This is a genomic window from Ferruginibacter sp. SUN106 (assembly GCF_050611765.1).
Lineage (GTDB): Bacteria > Bacteroidota > Bacteroidia > Chitinophagales > Chitinophagaceae > Ferruginibacter.
In genome coordinates this window covers 383349-402883 of the sequence record NZ_JBODJC010000001.1, presented here as the reverse complement: position 1 = coordinate 402883, position 19535 = coordinate 383349, and the positions used below count along the sequence as shown (strand labels likewise).

The window sequence follows — 19535 nt, the reverse complement described above, 5'->3', positions numbered from 1 at the left end:
GAACTATTAACTATCAACTATGAACTGTTTTAATAATCATTTTTAATCGGTTTATTTGGCATTACTACTTTCGGTTTTCCGGCTGGTGGCTTAGTAACAGCTGGTTTTGGTTTAACAGGATTGGTGGCTGGTTTTTTAGGAAGGACCGGATTTGGTTTTGTTGCCGCAGGTTTTGCCGGCATTGGTTTTTTTACAGGAATTGGATTGGGTACAGCTGGCTTTGCAGCCGCTGGTTTTACAGGGGGTAACGGATTACTGTTAACCGGTTTTTCTGCCGGTTGATTGTTCAGTGGCTTTAGAGGTGATTCGTTTATGGCATTATTAGTTTCAACATTGTCTTCTCTTTGAATGGATTGTTGTATCATACTGCTATCCGCAGTATTGTTGTTATTATCCTGCAAAATAGTTTGCAAAGAATCCTCTGCCTGTTGCGCCGCATTAGCTGCTATCAATTGCATGATCTGTAATGTTCTTACTGAATCCGCAGTTTTATCTTCTGCACCTCTTCTTCTTGCCACCACCTGGCCTTTATATTGCACGTTGATCACACTGTATTTACTCCAGCCGCTTTTTACCATCACTTCTTTATAAAATAATTCCAGCTTATTAAATTTATCTTCTGCTGCGGTGGCATCACCAAAAACAATTAACTGGTTACCGATCTTAGGTATCATTTCAAAATTCCTTTCCGGTGTTATGTCTACCTGGTCAATCATCGCCATGCGGAAAGAATCTTTCTGAATGGCAAGACTGATAACTTTCACATCGTTTAATAAACTGCTATCCGCTGTAGATAATACAATCTGATCTGTTGGAAAACCGGTGAACACCGGTAACCTTGCAGAAAATTTATCACTCAATGGTAACATCGCTAATGCCGTGTCAATATAGAATGACATGTTACCCGTTGTAAAAATTCTTGCTACAGGCTCTCTCTCCTGCAGGTTTACTTTTAAACTATCATTGTTATCAAAGAACAGCTCAGCATTTTTCACCCATTTACTTTTCTCCAGTTCAATCTCAATTTTTTGCAGATTGAAAGTACCTATTGCTTTACCCTTTGCATTTCCGTTACTTATTTTTTGAATCGTATTCAGAATGTCTTCCTCATCTACAAATTTGGGACCATCTGTATTTTCAATACCGGATATTTTTATTGCCACCCCTTTACATTTTGCAGCATCTTTTTTATTGATACCGGCTACCAGCAATACAGTTGTGCCTGTACCAATGGTTACCCATAGTACAGCAAGAAGAATTTTTTTAATACTGTATCGTTTTTTTTCGTTCATGTGCTCCTATCCTCTAAAGGAAGAATTGAAAAGATTATGTTTTACTAATTATTGTTTGTCAATATTTTTTTTATTGGCTCAACTAATGTGTCTATATCTCCTGCGCCTGCTGTAATTAATAATTCTGTTTTATTGTTTTTTATCCAATCTAAAATTTCTGTTTTGTTCAGCACTCTTTTGTTGTCGTTGCTCATTTTGTTCAGAAGCATTTCACTTGTCACGCCTTCCATTGGCAATTCTCTTGCCGGGTAAATGGGTAAGAGTACAATTTCATCGGCCAGGCTTAATGTTTCTGCAAAGCCATCAGCAAAATCTCTGGTGCGGCTAAACAGGTGTGGCTGAAAAATGATCGTGCATTTCTTATCCGGAAATAATTTTTTCGCTCCGGTTAATAGTGCCTTTAATTCATCCGGGTGATGTGCATAGTCGTCGATAAAAACCTGCGTTTCATTTTTTACGATGTACTCAAACCTTCTTTTTACGCCTTTAAAAGAACTTACTGCTGCTTTTATTTTTTCGTCATCTATTTCCAGGTGGTGCGCTACAGCAATAGCCGCAACCATGTTTTCAATGTTGTGCATGCCTCCCATATTCAGTACCACATCATGCAACTGCCAGTTTTTTGTTATTACATCAAACTGGTAACTACCATTATTCATATGGATGTTTGCAGCATACACATCAGCTTCTTCATTATTAAAATGATAAGTAAAATGCTGTGATGCTTTTAATTCACCGCTTCTCTTTAAACCAAACTTACTCAGCAATAAACCGCCATCTTTTACCCTTGCAGAAAAATCGATGAACGCCTGTTCTACATTTTCTGCTGTATCGTAGATATCCAGATGATCCGGGTCCATTGCAGTGATGATCGCCACATCAGGACTTAATTTCAAAAAACTTCTGTCGTATTCATCTGCTTCTACTACGCAAACATTTTTTTCACTCGACCAAAAATTACTGTTGTAGTTAACAGCAATGCCACCTAAAAAAGCATTGCAACCATAACCACTATGTTGCAATATGTGCGCCACCATTGTGCTGGTGGTTGTTTTGCCATGCGTACCGGCCACACAGATATTAAAAGAACTGTTGGTGATAGCACCCAATACATCGCTGCGTTTTACAACAGTATAATTGTTATCCTTGTAATAATTCAACTCTTTATGATCTTTTGGAACAGCAGGAGTATAAACTATTAACTGTGCGTCTTTGTCAATGAACTCAATATTATCTTCGTAATGAACCTGTATGCCTTCGTTTACCAATTGTTTTGTAAGCACTGTTTCTGTTTTATCATACCCACTTACTGCAACGGCTTTAAATTTAAAATACCTTGCTAAAGCACTCATGCCAATACCACCGATCCCTACAAAATATATCCTCGTTATTTTATTTATTTCAATCACTATATAGTATTCAATATTTCCTTTGCAATAATTTCATCGGCATTGGTAATACCCAGTTTGCCAATGTTTGTTTTTAATTCGTTTTGTTCTTGTTCATTCTTTGCTAAACTGATAATGGTTGCCGCCAATTGATGTAACGCCTCACTGTCTTTTACCATTATGCCGGCATTTTTATTAACTAAATTTTGTGCATTTACCGTTTGGTGATCTTCTGCCGCAAAGGGGTAAGGCACCAACACCGCTGCTTTTTTCTCTACACATAATTCCGCTATGGACATAGCCCCACTCCTGCTGATTACCACATCCCCTGCTGCATAAGCGTATTCCATCTGCGTAATAAAATCATTTGCCCAGATATTGCTTTTACCAGCCGCTGCCTGTTTGCCTTTTTCGGCATAGGGTTTACCCGTTTGCCAGATCAGTTGCAATCCATTCTTTTCAAACTCCCCGATATTTTTATCAATTGCTTCGTTAATACTTTTTGCTCCCAGGCTCCCCCCGATTGAAAGAATGGTTTTCTTTTCCGGATCTAATCCAAAGAATTTAATGCCCTCTTCCCTGGTTACTTTGCTTTGCGATATACTTGCTCTTACCGGGTTTCCTGTGATCATTATTTTTTCCTTTGGGAAAAATTTTTCCATGCCATCGCTGGCTACAAAAACCCTGGTGGCTTTTTTGCCCAGCATGATGTTGCTTTTGCCTGCAAAAGAGTTGCTTTCGTGTATAAACGTTTTGATCTTTTTTGATTGAGCATAACGCAATACCGGGAAGCTGGAATAACCGCCAACACCTATTACGGCAGTGGGGTGAAATGATTTAAAAATCTGTCTTACCTGTATAAAACTTTTTACCAGCTTTAAAGGCAACCCAATGTTTTTTATCAAAGAGCTTCTGTTCAATCCTGCTATATCTAATCCTTCTATTTTAAATCCTGCCTGCGGTACTTTTTCCATCTCCATTTTCCCTTTGGCACCAACAAACAATATTTCAGTTTCAGGTTGTACTTTTTTAATAGCGTTTGCAATTGCCACTGCAGGAAAAATATGCCCGCCTGTTCCACCTCCTGCTATTATAATTCTATTATTCATTTACTTCCGCCAGTTTAGTTTTTCCTTCTAACTGTTCTACGTTTCTTGCCACACTTAAAATAATACCGATAGATAAACAGGTAAAGAGGAAACTACTTCCTCCCATACTTACCAGCGGTAACGTAACACCCGTATTAGGAAATGCATTTACTGCTACTCCCATATTCGCTATTGCCTGTATTATTAATGTAAAACTTAGCGCCAGGGCCAGAAATGCCCCAAACGCAAAAGGGCATTTCCGGTATAACCTGATGCATCGGTATAAGAATAGCAGGTAAATAAATATCATGAATGCGGCGCCAAACAAACCATACTCTTCAATGATGATCGCAAAAATTTCGTCACTGTAAGAGTGCGGTAAAAAATTTCTTGCTTCGCTATTGCCTGGCCCCTTACCTAACCACCCTCCATTAGCAATGGCAATCTTTGCCTGGTTGATCTGGTATAATTTTTCGCTTTCGTCTTCCTTATTACTGTATACAAAGGTTTGAATTCTACCTATCCATGTTGGTATGCGGCCCACTGAAAAAATTGCAGGAAGATCTTTTGATTTATGTGCTGCTTTATCATAAGTGCCCACTGCCAGTGTAAACAAAAGCAATACCGGCACCATGGCAATACCAATAGATAGTAACAAATGTTTTGTATTTACTCTGCCTATGAACATCAGCATAAAACTGGTTGCCCCAACCAATAATGCAGTAGATAAATTTGCCGGGGCAATCAACGCACAAATAATTACTACCGGAATTACAATTGGTAAAAATCCTTTTTTAAAATCTTTAATCACATTTTGTTTACGGCTTAATTGCAAACTCAGGTACATGAATAAAGCCAGCTTAGCCATATCCGATGTCTGAAATGTCATATTAATAACCGGCAATTTTATCCAACGGCTTCCTTTATTTATTTCCTCTCCAAAAAACGAAGTGTAAAACATTAATGGAATTGATATCAGAAACAAAACTTTCGCCACTCTTGCATAAATCGTATAGTTAACCCTGTGGGCAAAATAAATTACCAATATACCCAGTATGATAAAAGCAAATTGTTTAAACAAATAACTTTCAGTACTCTTACTGTATTTATAAGCCAGTGAACCTGTACTACTATACACCACTAACAAACTCATTAAAACGAGGATCACTACAATACCCCATATCACACGGTCGCCCTTGGTTTTACTAACCAGGTTATTACTGATGTTGGGTGTAAATAATTCTCTTATGTTTATAAAGTTTGCCATTGGTTATTCCCTGAAGGAACCTATTTGTTTTTTATTTTTTTGGCCGGAAGCTGGAGCTTCCGCTTACAATTCTTTTACTGCTTGTTTAAATTGATTGCCCCTGTCTTCATAATTTTTAAACAGGTCAAAACTTGCACATGCGGGGCTTAACAAAACCACATCGCCTTTTGCTGCAAAATGAAATGCTGCCTGCACCGCTTCTTTTGCTGATGCTGTGTTTACCATTAACGGCATAATATCACCAAAAGCTTCATGTATCTTTTTGTTATCAGTGCCCATGCATACGATCGCTTTTACTTTTTCTTTCACCAGTTCTTTAATTAAAGAATAGTCGTTGCCTTTGTCTACACCACCCAATATTAATACCACTGGTTTCTCCATACTTTCCAATGCAAACCAGGTGCTGTTTACATTAGTGGCTTTACTGTCGTTAATAAACTCCACATTTTTAATTGACGCCACCGGCTCCATGCGGTGCTCCAAACTTTCAAAAGTTTGTAAGGCTTCCCTTATTTTTTCTTTCCTGATGTCTACAACTGATGCTGCTAAACTTGCAGCCATACTGTTGTACTGGTTGTGCTTACCCTTTAGGGCGAAATCTTTAATACTCATTTGCATTTCTTCGTTTTTCCATTTCAAGTGCAATTTTGCGTTCATCAGGTATGCTCCCTGCGGCAGTGGTTTACTCATGGTAAATGGGGCTAGTGTTGATTTAATGTGATAGTTGTTAATACTCTGAACGGTAATGGCATCATCTAAGGAATAAATAAAAACATCTTCAGCCTGTTGGTTCATCGCAATGCGAAACTTGCTGCTGATGTAATTGTCCATTTTATAGTCATACCTGTCTAAATGATCTTCTGTGATATTGGTCAATACCGCAACATCCGGCCGGAATGTTTTGATATCATCCAGTTGAAAAGAACTTATTTCAGCAACGTATAAAGGCTTGGGGTCAACCGCTACCTGTTTGGCAAATGAATACCCGATATTGCCAACCATCGCACAATCACTACCACCCATTTTACACATGTGGTAGGTTAATGCTGTGGTGGTGGTTTTTCCATTGCTGCCCGTGATAGCAATTATTTTACTGTTGCCTTTATAACGGTATGCAAATTCTATTTCGCTGATGATGGAAATACCTTTGGCCCTGATCTTTTTCACCAGCTCATTTTTTTCTGGTATGCCCGGGCTTTTCATTATTTCATCAGCATTTAAAATTTTTGCTTCGGTATGTATAGCTTCTTCAAACGCAATACCGTTGCCGCTTAATTCCGTTCTGTAATTTTCTTTTATGGCACCACCATCACTTACAAATACATCATACCCTTGCTGCTTGGCAAGAATAGCGGCACCTACACCACTTTCTCCAGCTCCGAGTATGACTAATCTTTTCATAATAATGCAATCTTACATTTTAACTATTCCGTTTACACAGAATAAAAATTGGCTTTTCAACAGCATCAAATTTTCCAATTCGATTTTAATACAACCGCTACACCGTAAACTAAAAAGGGTTCTTCAAGAGCATAGAATTTAACGGGTATAGGGTTTCACTGATCATAAGAACTTTCCACAGATACTGATTACTTAAAAATTGAAAAACTTAGAATGTCAGCCTCTGACAATTCCAGGTTGCGGTTTTCCAATAAACACTTGCCCCAGCCGCAGGGGATATTATTATCTTAATTTCAATGTTGCTATTGCTACTATCATACTTAAAATCGTTATGATCCAAAACCTCACTGCTATTTTACTTTCGTGATAACCTAACTTTTGATAATGGTGATGTAAAGGGCTCATCAAAAACACCCGCTTTCCTTCGCCATATTTTTTCTTGGTGTATTTGAAGTAAGACACTTGTATCATCACACTTAACAACTCTATTAAAAACACAAAACAAAAGATGGGTATCAGTAATTCTTTACGTACAATAATGGCAAGGGCTGCAATAATGCCACCCAATGCAAGGCTTCCTGTATCTCCCATAAAAACCTGTGCCGGGTAAGAATTGTACCATAAAAATCCAATACAGGCACCCACAAATGCGGCAATAAAAATGGACAACTCTCCTATGTTGGGGATGTACATAATATTGAGGTACTCTGCAAATTTTATATTACCACTCAGGTAGGCAAATATGCCCAGGCCTATTCCCATTACTGCACTTACTCCTGTTGCAAGCCCGTCTAACCCATCTGTAATATTGGCTCCGTTACTTACTGCCGTTACAATAAATATTACTATAAGAATGTAGAGTATATAGGTATAATCCCTCAATCCTTCCGGTAAAAGTTTAGCGTAATTAAACTCATGATTTTTTACAAAAGGAATAGTGGTAATTGGAGTTTTTACAGAAGCATAGATCGTTTGTTTACCATCAATAAATACCGTATCAAATTTTGTAGCTCTTTCTTTAGGGCCTAATACAATACCTGCCTGCACTTCACGTTTTACCACAACACTTGGTGTAAAATATAATGTTACGCCAACAATTATTCCCAACATCACCTGGCCAAAAATTTTAAATCTGCCTGCCAAACCATCGCTATCGCTTTTTTTATAATTTTCTCCTTTTTTCAGTGCATCTCTTTTTGATTTTATTTTCAGGTAATCATCAATAAAACCAATACCGCCTAACCAAACTGTACACAATAACATTAAGCGGATATATACTTTACCCAGGTCAGCAAACAATAAGGTTGGAATTACAATGGCAAGAATAATAATGATACCTCCCATTGTAGGCGTTCCTTTTTTCTGTTGCTCTCCCGCTAATCCTAAATCCCTTACTGTTTCACCCAATTGTTTATTGCGTAAATAAGCAATCAGTTTTTTACCATACACAGTTGTTATCACCAGGCTTAAGATCATAGCTAATATCACACGGATACTCTGGAAGCGATACAACTCACTTCCGGCGAACTTAATACCTTGTGTTTTAAACCAATCAAATAAGTGATACAGCATATTATTTTATTTTCGTCAGTCGTGAGTCGTCAGTCGTGAATGAGCCGCGTATTGAAGCAGTCACTCACGATTCACTACTCACCATTCACGACTTTTATTTTTCTAACAATACAAACATTTCATTCAATACTTTCTTATCATCAAAATCATACTTCACGCCTTTTATGTCCTGGTATTTCTCGTGCCCTTTACCTGCTATCAAAACAATATCTTCTTTTTGTGCCAGGCTCACTGCTGTTTTAATCGCTTCTTTCCTGTCGGCAATAGAGATCACTTTTTTCTTAGCGGCTGCATTTACGCCGGCCTGCATATCATTCAAAATTTCCAACGGGTCTTCGCTACGTGGATTATCAGAAGTAAGGATCACTTTATCACTATACTCACAAGCTACTTCTGCCATTATTGGCCTTTTGGTTTTATCCCTGTCGCCACCACAACCCACTACAGTTATTACCTGCTCGTTACCTTGTTTTAATTTTTTTATGGTGGCCAGTACATTTAATAAAGCATCAGGTGTATGAGCGTAATCCACAATACCAATTAATTTATCATTAGTGCTGATGGTATAATCAAATCTTCCTTCTGCACCATCAAGGCTGCTGAGTATTTGCAGTACTTCTGTTTTTTCTTCACCTAAACAAACAGCGGCACCATACACTGCTAAAAGATTATACGCATTAAATTCTCCAATCAACCTGAAATGCACTTCAATATCATTTACAACAAGGTGCAATCCTGTTAAACTGTTATCTAAAATTTTCCCTTTAAAATCAGCCATTGTTTTAAGGCTGTAGAAATATTTTTTAGCAACCGTATTCTGCAACATCACAGCGCCTCTCTTATCATCTGCATTGCTGATTGCAAATGCAGCAGCAGACAAATTATCGAACCATGATTTTTTTACACGGATGTATTCATCAAATGTTTTATGATAATCCAAATGATCGTGGGTGATATTGCTGAACAAAGCACCGGCAAATTGCAAACCTGCAATTCGGTGCTGATGAATAGCATGGCTGCTCACTTCCATAAACACATATTCGCAACCTTCATCCACCATTTGTTTCAGCAAAGCATTTAAACTGATAGCATCGGGTGTAGTATGTGTAGCCGGAATGATCTCTTTTGCAATTTGATTTTGCACCGTACTGATCAATCCGCATTTATATTTTAACGCACTGAACAATTTGAATAATAAAGTAGCAATAGTTGTTTTGCCATTAGTACCTGTTACACCAATCAGTTTAATTTTTGTGGAAGGTTCGCCATAAAAATTATGACTCATCAATCCTGCGGTTGCAGCCGTACTATCTACCTGTATATAGGTAATGCCATCTTTTAATTCCGTTGGTAATACTTCACACACAATAACTGCAGCGCCTTTTTCTGCAACAGCATCGATATAATTATGCCCGTCTGCAGCACTGCCTTTAACGGCAATAAAGCAGGAGCCCTTACTGATCTTTCTTGAATCGATCTGCAGGTCCTTTACCTCAATACCGGTACTGCCTTTTACAGAGCGGATGGCAACTTTATATAGTATGTCTTGTAAAATCAATTTAATACTAATGAAATGGTTTGTCCTTTTTCAAATGTTGTGCCTGCTACTTTCGATTGATTCATTACCCTGCCTCTTCCGGCAGCAGCAACTTTCAGTCCTTTGTTCTCTAATAAATACACCGCATCTTTCAATCCCATTCCGACAACGTTAGGGGTTACAGAACCGGATGATGCGGATGAATAAAGCGGTGCATTCAAGAGTGTAAAATTATTTTTCATATTCGCCTGTCTCATGGTGCCTTTAACAGCTGAGTCGGTAAATGGTGTTTTTAAAAAATTCAATACTGCAGCCAGGTCATTTTTGGTGCCATAAAAATTATACAACGTACTGTCGGTTGTTGTTGCAGCAGTAAACTGTTTACTGCTTAAAAAGCGGCCATAAATTTTATCACTGATCTCTTTAAACACCGTACCCGAAACATCTGCACCATAATGCAATTTTGATTCATTACTGTTTTGTATAACCACTGCCATGGTATATTTAGGCTGATCAGCAGGAAAGAATCCGATGAAAGACGCCTGGTAAATTTTATTGCCTTTATTATAACCTTTGTTATTTAATGCAGTTACAGCAGTACCTGTTTTACCTGCAATACCATAAGTACTACCCGATAAAATTTTATGCCCTGTGCCATGTGCACTGTCCACTACAGCTCTCATACATTCTTTTAATTGTGCTAAAGTTTCATCGCTGCATATTTTATCTACCACTACTTTAGGTGTCATTGTTTTTACATCTGCTCCATATTCTCTTACGGCATTTACCAGGTATGGCTTCATCATTTTACCATTATTAGCAACTGCATTGTACAACATCAACATGTGCAATGGTGTTACCAGCTCTTCGTAACCATGCGCCATAAACGGAATGGTAGTATTGGCCCAGCTGCGGTTGGTGGGCTTTTTAATGGTTGTTCTTGCAGAAGCAGCATCAATATCCACTCCTGTAAGTGTATCTAAACGAAAATGATGTAAGTGATCAATAAATTTTGATGGCTGTGAATGATAATACTGATCGGCCAGTTTTGCAAAAGCCACATTGCTACTTGCTGCAAAGGCATCTTTTACTGAAACGGAACCGGCACCTAAATGCGAATCCTGGATCTTTAAGCCATAAAAATATTTTATGCCGCCTTCGCAATCCACTTTAGAATTGATGGTGACATATTTATCTTCCAGCAAACTCATTAATGTAGCTAATTTAAAAATAGAACCAGGTTCTGTTGCTTTACCAATACCATAATTCAGGTCCTCATCATAAATACTATTACCCTCTTTATCTTTTATAGCAATACCATTGGCATCTTTTCTTTGTCCTAAATTGGCAATTGCTTTTATTTTACCCGTTGCAGTTTCCATTACAATGGCAGTACCATGTAAAGAATTATTGCCAATCATCATTTTCATCAATGCTACTTCGGCAACGTCCTGCATATAAGTGTCTAAAGTGGTAATGATATCTTTTCCATGTTCTGGTTCCAGCTCTGCGCCTTCCACAGGTACGTAGGCACCCGCGATATAACGCATCAGGCGCTGGCCCGAAGAACCTTTCAATAAGCTATCATAACTTCTTTCCAGTCCAACATTTTTGGTAGAATCTTCTCTTGACAAACCAATGGTTCTGTTAGCCAGTAAAACATAGGGGTTAATTCTTTTATCACGGGGATCGAAAATAAAACCACTCTTGTTTCTGCCTAATCTTACCAATGGAAAATCCCTCAGTTGTTTATATTCTTCAAAAGAGATCTTTTTCTTTAAAGTAAAATAGTTGTCTTCTTCTTTGTAAGCCTGTTGCAATATTTTTTTATACGCAGCAGTGGTTTTATCCTTAAAGAGATTGGCCAGTGCTATACTTAATGAATCAACATTATCTTTAAAACGTTTACCGTCCTTTTCACGTAAGCCGGGTGCGCCAAAGTCTACAAACACATCAAATATGGGAACAGAGGTGCTGAGCATATTACCATCTTCGCTGTAAATAGTTCCTCGCTCTGCATCTACGGGTAAATATTTTAAGTGCAGGCTCTGGCCCATTTCCTTCCAGTATTTTCCTTCTATGCGTTGTATATAAAAAGCCCTGCCCAATACCACTACTCCCAGCAGTATCATCCCTAAAAAACAGAGATACACTCTCCACAATATGTCTTTTTTTACATCCATGACCTATCCCCTGAAGAGGGATTATTATGTTTTATTTTTTATCTGGTTCCGGCGTTAATAATACCGGTGCTTCTGTTAGTTCTTTTAATCCCATTGGTTCTACCGCCTTCACTAATTCACTTGCTTTGCTTCTGAAGATCACTTCACTTTTTATTGTCTTGTATTCGTACTCCAGTTCTTTAATATGCTTTTCGGTTACACCAATTTTCCTTGTCAGCTTATCAGCATAATGCCCGTTGTAGATGTACAACACAGCCAATGCTGCTAAAAACAAAAAGAAGGGTATGTTCTGTACTACCCATTTATAACTAAAAAGACTTTTCCAGTCTATCCTTTGGCTGGTTTGCTTTTCCGGTATAATATTTTCTTCCTGCATTATTTTGTACTGAATATTTTTTTTGAAACTTTTACTTTAGTTCGGCCACCCTCAACTTTGCACTTCTCGATCTTGGATTTTGTTTTAACTCTTTTTCTGTTGGTACGATTGGTTTTTTGCTTATGATTAAAAACGGGCTTTCAGGTTTTGTCCCATACACTTCATCCGCTTCGGTTTCGGAAAAACTTCCGTTGCGAAAAAATGTTTTAACTATCCTGTCTTCCAAAGAATGAAAAGTGATAATTGCGATCCGGCCGGTTGGTTTTAATAGTGTAGTGGTTTGTGCTAATAAATCTTTTAATGCGCCTAATTCGTCGTTTACCTGGATGCGTAGTGCCTGAAATACCTGGGCAAAGTATTTTTGAGGATTACCTTTAACCGCCGCCTTAACTGCCAGTTTAAATTCATTGATGGTACGAAGAGGCGCCAATGCTCTTTGTTGTACAATAGTTTTAGCCAGTGTTTTTGAATTGGTTACTTCGCCATACTGTTCAAACATTTTGTGCAATTGCTGTTCGGTAAAATCCTTCAGTACGGTTGCTGCTGTAACGGCTTCACGCTGATCCATCCGCATATCTAAGTCAGCTTCAAAGCGGGTAGAGAAACCTCTGTCTGCTTCATCAAACTGGTGGCTGGATACGCCAAGGTCTGCAAGAATACCATCTACCTGTGTTATTTTCTGCAGGCGTAAAAAACGTTGCAGGTAACGAAAATTCTGAGGGATAAAAACGATCCTTTCATCATCAGGTACATTTTGTTTGGCAGCAGCATCCTGGTCAAACACATACAGCTTTCCGTTTTCATTCAGTAGTTGTAAAATGGCACGGCTATGTCCGCCGCCGCCAAATGTGCAATCCACATAAATGCCATCGGGCTTAATGTTCAAACCTTGTATTGCTTCTTGTAGCAAAACGGGGGTGTGATAGTTAACTGAATCGTTAACTGGTTTATTGGTTAACTCGTTATTTGGTTTTAGCTGTTCACCTTTGTTATCCATACTAATAAACCATTTAACTAATTAACTAATTAACAACCTTGTTCATCACCTCGTTAGCCAAATCGCTAAAGGCTTGCGGTGTAAAAGTTTCAAAGAACTGTGTATACTTACTTTTGTCCCAGATCTCAATTTTGTTAACGGCCGATACCAGCACAATGTCTTTTTCCAGGCCGGCATGTTCGCTAAGGTTTTTGGGCAACAATAATCTTCCTGCACTATCCAGCTCCACTTGTGTGGCCCCGTTTAAAAAATAACGCCTGAATTCTCTTACCTTAGGGTCAAAATCATTCAGTTTGCTGATCTCAGAAAATATAGGCTCCCAACTTTGGATTGGGTATAACGTTAAGCACTTTTCAAACCCCCGGTTTAGTACAAATTGGGTAGCACCTTCCTGTGGCAGCTGTTTTTTAAACCCTGCCGGCAGTAAAAAGCGACCCTTTAAGTCTAAAGTTGCTTCATATTCACCGAGGAAACCTATCATTTTCAATTATTTAGCCCTGCTTAAACAGAAACTTACACAAAATAACACTTTTTCCCACTTTCTAATCATTTTTTAGATAAAGTTTTTTATCCACATGAACTTTGCCCAAAATGGGCGTGGCTTTGGCGTTGGTTTGATTATTTTTGAATGTGCATTACCTGTGGATAGCTGTGCATTGCTGTTAATAACCTGTTTTTCAATAAAAACTCAATTTAAATATGGCTGCAACCGGGTATTCAGGAACACCCCTGATAAAAAAGCTGGGCATTACACCCGAAATGAAAGTTTTGGTAATACAGATGCCGGACAACTATTTTGATCTGCTGGAGCAGGATATCAGCGGGCAACTGATCAAAGGCAAACAAATCCCCGACTTTATTCACCTGTTTGCAACAAATATTGCTGCCTTTGAAAAAGGTATGCAAAAAATACGGCCTTACGCCAAAGCTAACACGACGGTGATCATCTGGGTATCCTGGTATAAGAAAGCTGCCGGCATAACTACTGATCTTAATGAAAATATAATCAGGGATTTTGCCCTGCAAAATAGTTTAGTGGATATAAAAGTTTGTGCGGTGAGTGCGTTGTGGAGTGGATTGAAGCTGGTGGTGCCGGTGGCGAAACGGTGAGGATTTATTGCATTTGTTTAATAATGTTGTAATAAAACCGTTGCAGCAATCTCATATCAGCAGTAATAATTTCTCCCTGTGCTGTTAAGCCATCCCTGAATTGAATTTGCTTTTTATAATTAGTATTTAACCCTTCTGGTAAAATCACTTTAGCAAGATAACCACTGTCTGTACTGATATTGCTGATAAAATCAATAGTACCTTTTAAGCTTCCATATTCCTGGAAGGGGTAGGCCGGAAATTTTAATAATACTTGCTGCCCTGTTCTTACTTTGCCAAAATTGATTTGTGGTATATACACTTCAGCATAGTATTGCGCATTTTCTGGATTTACAAAGCAAATGATCTGGTTGGTTTGTAATTGCTGATTTTCCTGTAGAAAAGTAGCAAATGCAATTTTGCCACCAAGCGGTGCAGTTAGCAAATACTTATTTTTCCAGTCTTCCAATTGTGCCTTTAAAGTATGGACTGCTTGTGTAAAAATTCCTTTTTGTTGTGCAATATCATTTTCCAATTGTAAAATTTCTTTTTGTTTTTCCTGTTGGCTGCTTTCATTAGATATGATACTGCTATTGATCTGCGGTATATTCATAGCCTTATTTAAAAATTTGCTCCGCTCATTTCTATATTCCAGGCTGGCTATTACTTTTTCATCCAGTAATTTTTTATTCATTTTAAATGTAGTATCAGCTAATCCTACATCTTCCTGCTGTATACTTTTTTGTTGTAATAAATTGGTATGCAATTTTTCAAGGTAACTCATATCTTTTTGCAACATTACTTTCTTTTTTAAATAATAGCCCGAAGAAAGATATTGGTTAAATAAAATAAAGGCTTGTATAAAACTCTGGTAAGCCGGTTGTACCTCGCCAAGGTTTTGAAATGGTTGTGCTAAGCAGGATGGGATTTTTTCCGCCTGATTATGCTGCAATAAATTTTGCAAAGTATCTGTAATACCCGAAAGCATAATTACTTCATCAGCATTAGCCCTGCTTTCCATAAAACCCAGCAATTCATTTTGCTGTACCGTTTGCCCTTCTTTTGCAATGAGCTTAATCAGTTTGCCTGCTGTTTTTGTAATTACGTCTTTGGGTGCGTTGATGGAGGTAAGTTTTGCTTTTGTATTTACAATATCGGGATATTGAATAAACCAGCATACAGCAGCAAGAAGCAGCAACAGTATTAAAAAATACACTGTTCCCCATCGTACAATTGAAGGAGGCTTGTTAGAAATAATTTCTTCAATCTCATTACCATGTTCCGAAAATGTATTTTTTGTAACGAAAATATTTTCATCAAAGGGTGAAACAGCAGATGGTATATCTTTTTCAATTTCCATTTTTTGATTTATTCGTTTGACAGTTTATGCGTCTGACGGTTTGGAACCGCCTTGACGCATTAGTTTCCAAGTTCCAATTGATTTTTTACTAACTCATAATACTTTCCTTTTGCAAAACTTAGTGTTACATGAGTTCCTTCTTCTACTATTTCTCCGTTATCAAGTACTACAATTTTATCAGCATTTTTCACAGTACTTAAGCGATGAGCTACTACAATAACCGTTCTGTTTTTAAAAAACTGTTGCAGATTTTCCAGTATTACTTTTTCATTATTAGCATCCAAGGAATTTGTTGCTTCATCAAAAAAAATAAATTGTGGATTTTTATATACTGCTCTTGCAATTGTCAGTCGCTGTTTTTGTCCACCGCTGATACCATTTCCCTCTGCACCTAGTTTTGTATAAAAACCTAAAGGCAGCGATTCAATAAAAGGAAGAATATTGGCGGTTTTACACGCATTCATCAGTCTGTCATTATCTACTTTATCATCAGTAACCGTAATATTTTTACGGATATTATCATTAAAAATAAAACTGTCCTGCATTACTGCGCCGCTTATACTTCTCCAATATTTAGGACTGATAGTTTTACTATTGACGTTACCTAAATAAATATCGCCTTTATAATTTTCATAAAATCTCAATAGCAATTTCAGTAACGTGGTTTTGCCACTTCCGCTCATGCCAACTATTGCGGTTACTTTACTTTGCGGTATAGTTAAATTGATATTCTTTAAAACAGGCTCATTACCTGCACCAGGATAAGTAAAAGACAGGTCTTTAATTTTTATATCGTGTTCTTGAGAAATAGAATGACTAAATTCTTTGCCTGTCGGTTCTTCATTTTCTAAAGTGTGAATATCATTTAAACGTTCTAAAGATATTTTTGCATCCTGTGCCTGTTGGCTAAAACCAACCAATTGTTCAATAGGGCCGTTTAACTGTCCGATAATGTATTGTATCGCCAACATCATACCTAAAGTAAGCGGTCCTTCAATTACAAGTTTTGCTACAACAAATGTTATCAGGATATTTTTGCCCTGGTTTATAAAAAATGTACCTATTTGCTGGTATTGCGTTAATGATAAGTTTTTAAAATTCAATTTAAATAAACCTGCCTGCAATCCTTCCCAGTCCCAACGATAAGTATTTTCAGCATTATTTAATTTTATTTCCTGCATGCCATACACCAGCTGCATGGTAGCATTATTTTCTTTTGCCGAAATAGCAAAGCGCTGGTAGTCTAATTTTCTCCGGTATTTTAAAAAAAATTGTATCCAAAATAAATACAGTGCACTACCTGCAACAAAAATTATAAAGATGCTCAGGTTATAACGAAGCAATACTAAAGAAAAAATAATAAGGTTAAAGATGGAGAAAAATGTATTGAGCGCTGTGCCTGTTAAAAAGCTTTCGATGCGGTGATGATCACCGATGCGTTGAATAATATCACCCGGGTGCTTGCTATCGAAAAACTGCATGGGCAATTTTAATAGTTTTGCCCAAAAACCTGAGAGCAAAGAAATATTTATACGTGTGCTTATGTGTAATAAAATGCGGCTGCGTATAAACTCCACCACTGTTTGCGAAAACAGTAGCATTAGCTGTGCTGCCAAAACTATTTGTATAAAATTGAGGTTTTGTGTTTGAATACCAGTATCAACAATGCTTTGTGTTAAGTAAGGAAAAATAAGTTGCAACACGCTGCCAATAAGTAATCCTAATAAAATTTGAAAAAAATAAGCCTTATGTTGTTGTATATAATTAAATAAATAGGCTTTGCCAATTTTCCCTTTTGCAGTTTGCGTATCGTCATCAAAATCTAATTCATTAAATGATGGTGTTAGTTCTAATAAAAGTACTGCTCCCTTTCCTGTTTCATTTTCAGTTGTAGCAATCCAGTGTTTGCAAAATTCTTCTTTGTTAAGTTTGAGTATACCTTTTGCCGGATCTGCAATTACCAATTTATTTTTTTTAGAACCGGGTGTAAGCACTACAAAATGATATTGATCCCAATGGATAATCGCCGGCAATGGTGCATCATTAAGCAGTTGCTCAAAACTGATTTTAGCTCCCACAGTTTTTAAACCTATACCTTCCGCAGCATCTGCCAAACCCAGCATACTTGCACCTTCTTTTCCGTATTCCGCTTTATTGCGTAAATAATCTAACGATATAGAGCGACCATAATATTTTGCTACCATGCGCAGGCAGGTAGGGCCGCAATCCATGGCATCAAGTTGTTTATAAAAAGGGAAACTTGTACTCAATTATGGGATACTTTATTATTAAAAGGCCGAACTGCTTTTTTTACTACTAATTGTTTCAGCATGGTAATTATCAGGTTTTCATATTCAGCTAAATGATTTTCTACAATATCATTTTCAATATATACCTGCATCTGTTTAAACAATATTTCAATCGAAATAGGTTCTTTTAAATGTTCCAGAATGATTTGCTCCATTTCATCGATATCATGTAAAGAAAATTTATCTCCAAATAACTCAGGTACAACTAAATTGTAGAACTGGCCGATATTCAATTCAAGCAACTCATAATATCTAACGCCTATTCTAGTATGTTTATTTAATAATCCTCCCCAATCAAATTTAGAATGAATAATATCAACTTCTTTACACCTAACAATTATTTTATTACGAATGCTTTTATCATCACAAAAAACTTGGCAGTACCAGCTATTAGTTTCCAAGTCTCGTCCATGCAGATATTTCCGTTTAAAACCAAGTTGTCTATTTATTGCTTTCGATAAATTTCTTGTAAACAAATTAAAATCTTTTTTTAAAATCTGTTTTGAGAAATTAGTTGTTGTCTCAATTTTGTGTATATAATCTCTAAAGAAGTTTAATGATTTTATTTCTTGATTTTTAAGATTTACTTTTTCAAAATGCTCCCATTTGGCATCGTCTAAACTATCTCTATAATTATCTTTTGCTTTATCAGAAAATGTTTTATAATCAAATAAACTTTCGAATTTTAAGTCTGTTGATAATGCATCTGATACAGCAATCTTCTTCCTTTTAAAGAGTGATAAGATTCTAAAATAATATTCTGGATATAGTTCCTTAAGTTTTAAGGCCATTTGTCTGCAAGTATATTCGTCCCTTTTATAATGCCCAAGAAGGTGTAAGTAATTGTTTTTACAGGGCACTTCATGAAAATCTCCTAGGTGCTGATATTGATTATCCATGATGGTATCTTTAATCAACACATTAATAGGTATCTCACGTTCTTTTGCTAGGCTATAAAACAAATGCTGTTCAAAAAAAACATTGAATTTATCTACATTTAAAGAAGAGAAGTGTTGTACATTTCGCCTGATGTACTCAAATGCCAGATTGGTATATTCCTTTATAAATTCAATATTATTGCTGCCTAAAACCCCCGCATTCACAGCTTTAATGGGACTACTACTATTAAAATCATTTGCTACACAATTGGGGAAGTAGGTAAAATATTTCATCAGTTCATTTTGAGTATCTAAATAGTAATTAGTTGCCTCTTCTACATTCTGGGCAATTAATTCACTTTTAAGTAATATGTCAGGCAATTTTTCAAATAAGAAAACATCTCCGTCAACATGTAAAAAAGGTTCTTCCTGCAAACCATAAGTAAAAACTTTTGGTAAGGCCCAAAGCTTTTCATCTGCAATTTTTAAATTATCATGAGTAATATAAACATTGTTATAGGGCAGCGCCAACTTATCAATTAATAATTCAGCTGCAATACTGTTACAATACAAATCAACATAACCATACATTTTTTTTAATTGCAGGCAGCTTAAAGCCCAGCCCATTAAATGATACTCCGGTGCAGCCCAGCCAAAATGATGATTAAAAGGATTGATAGTTTTATTAAAGTAAAGGGTTTGAATAAATTTCATATGAGGTAGTTACATTTTACCTTATAATTTTTAAATGGAATAAAGGTGAACTGTTTTACAATAATTTAATCCCAAAATAGAACG

Annotated in this window: 15 protein-coding genes; 1 reads left to right on the top strand and 14 read right to left on the bottom strand. The window is 36.9% G+C overall.

What is annotated here, in order from left to right; genetic code table 11:
* Window positions 1-29 precede the first annotated feature (29 nt).
* From ACQ334_RS01585 to mraZ, 11 genes are all read right to left on the bottom strand, one after another.
* Window positions 30-1292: an FtsQ-type POTRA domain-containing protein gene (locus ACQ334_RS01585; protein WP_430986402.1), complete on the bottom strand. Its 1263-nt coding sequence runs from the start codon at window positions 1290-1292 to the stop codon at window positions 30-32.
* Window positions 1293-1336: 44 nt separating this feature from the next.
* A complete protein-coding gene (gene murC / locus ACQ334_RS01580; protein ID WP_430986401.1) occupies window positions 1337-2701 on the bottom strand; it encodes a UDP-N-acetylmuramate--L-alanine ligase in 1365 nt (454 codons plus the stop codon).
* The gene (murG, locus tag ACQ334_RS01575; RefSeq protein WP_430986400.1) at window positions 2701-3789 is read right to left on the bottom strand and encodes an undecaprenyldiphospho-muramoylpentapeptide beta-N-acetylglucosaminyltransferase; all 1089 of its coding nucleotides are present in this window, start codon (window positions 3787-3789) and stop codon (window positions 2701-2703) included. Before murG ends, murC begins: the two co-directional genes overlap by 1 nt.
* A complete protein-coding gene (locus ACQ334_RS01570) occupies window positions 3782-5035 on the bottom strand; it encodes an FtsW/RodA/SpoVE family cell cycle protein (protein WP_430986399.1) in 1254 nt (417 codons plus the stop codon). Before ACQ334_RS01570 ends, murG begins: the two co-directional genes overlap by 8 nt.
* Window positions 5036-5098: 63 nt before the next feature.
* Entirely contained in the window at window positions 5099-6439 is a 1341-nt protein-coding gene (gene murD, locus ACQ334_RS01565) for a UDP-N-acetylmuramoyl-L-alanine--D-glutamate ligase (protein WP_430987248.1), read from the bottom strand.
* A 279-nt stretch (window positions 6440-6718) separates the two neighbouring features.
* Entirely contained in the window at window positions 6719-8008 is a 1290-nt protein-coding gene (gene mraY / locus ACQ334_RS01560) for a phospho-N-acetylmuramoyl-pentapeptide-transferase (protein ID WP_430986398.1), read from the bottom strand.
* Between the two features lie 94 nt (window positions 8009-8102).
* Entirely contained in the window at window positions 8103-9566 is a 1464-nt protein-coding gene (locus tag ACQ334_RS01555) for a UDP-N-acetylmuramoyl-L-alanyl-D-glutamate--2,6-diaminopimelate ligase (RefSeq protein WP_430986397.1), read from the bottom strand.
* A complete protein-coding gene (locus tag ACQ334_RS01550; RefSeq protein WP_430986396.1) occupies window positions 9563-11728 on the bottom strand; it encodes a penicillin-binding protein in 2166 nt (721 codons plus the stop codon). The genes ACQ334_RS01555 and ACQ334_RS01550 overlap by 4 nt, the downstream gene beginning before the upstream one ends.
* 31 nt (window positions 11729-11759) lie before the next feature.
* The gene (locus ACQ334_RS01545) at window positions 11760-12104 is read right to left on the bottom strand and encodes an FtsL-like putative cell division protein (RefSeq protein WP_430986395.1); all 345 of its coding nucleotides are present in this window, start codon (window positions 12102-12104) and stop codon (window positions 11760-11762) included.
* 31 nt (window positions 12105-12135) lie between these two features.
* On the bottom strand, window positions 12136-13101 hold the full coding sequence (gene rsmH, locus ACQ334_RS01540) for a 16S rRNA (cytosine(1402)-N(4))-methyltransferase RsmH (RefSeq protein WP_430986394.1): 966 nt from the start codon (window positions 13099-13101) through the stop codon (window positions 12136-12138).
* Window positions 13102-13126: 25 nt separating this feature from the next.
* On the bottom strand, window positions 13127-13582 hold the full coding sequence (gene mraZ / locus ACQ334_RS01535; RefSeq protein ID WP_430986393.1) for a division/cell wall cluster transcriptional repressor MraZ: 456 nt from the start codon (window positions 13580-13582) through the stop codon (window positions 13127-13129).
* A 218-nt stretch (window positions 13583-13800) separates the two neighbouring features.
* On the opposite strand from mraZ, the gene ACQ334_RS01530 reads away from it, so the two are divergent.
* A complete protein-coding gene (locus ACQ334_RS01530; RefSeq protein WP_430986392.1) occupies window positions 13801-14211 on the top strand; it encodes a hypothetical protein in 411 nt (136 codons plus the stop codon).
* Between the two features lie 4 nt (window positions 14212-14215).
* On the opposite strand, the gene ACQ334_RS01525 is transcribed toward ACQ334_RS01530, so the two are convergent.
* Genes ACQ334_RS01525 through ACQ334_RS01515 form a run of 3 tightly spaced genes read right to left on the bottom strand, consistent with a single transcriptional unit; the run spans window position 14216 to window position 19451 of the window.
* Window positions 14216-15550 carry a hypothetical protein gene (locus tag ACQ334_RS01525; protein WP_430986391.1) on the bottom strand — a complete coding sequence of 445 codons (1335 nt, stop codon included), beginning with the start codon at window positions 15548-15550 and terminating at the stop codon, window positions 14216-14218.
* 59 nt (window positions 15551-15609) lie between these two features.
* On the bottom strand, window positions 15610-17820 hold the full coding sequence (locus ACQ334_RS01520; RefSeq protein WP_430986390.1) for a peptidase domain-containing ABC transporter: 2211 nt from the start codon (window positions 17818-17820) through the stop codon (window positions 15610-15612).
* Entirely contained in the window at window positions 17817-19451 is a 1635-nt protein-coding gene (locus ACQ334_RS01515) for a DUF6734 family protein (RefSeq protein WP_430986389.1), read from the bottom strand. The genes ACQ334_RS01520 and ACQ334_RS01515 overlap by 4 nt, the downstream gene beginning before the upstream one ends.
* Between the last annotated feature and the right edge of the window lie 84 nt (window positions 19452-19535).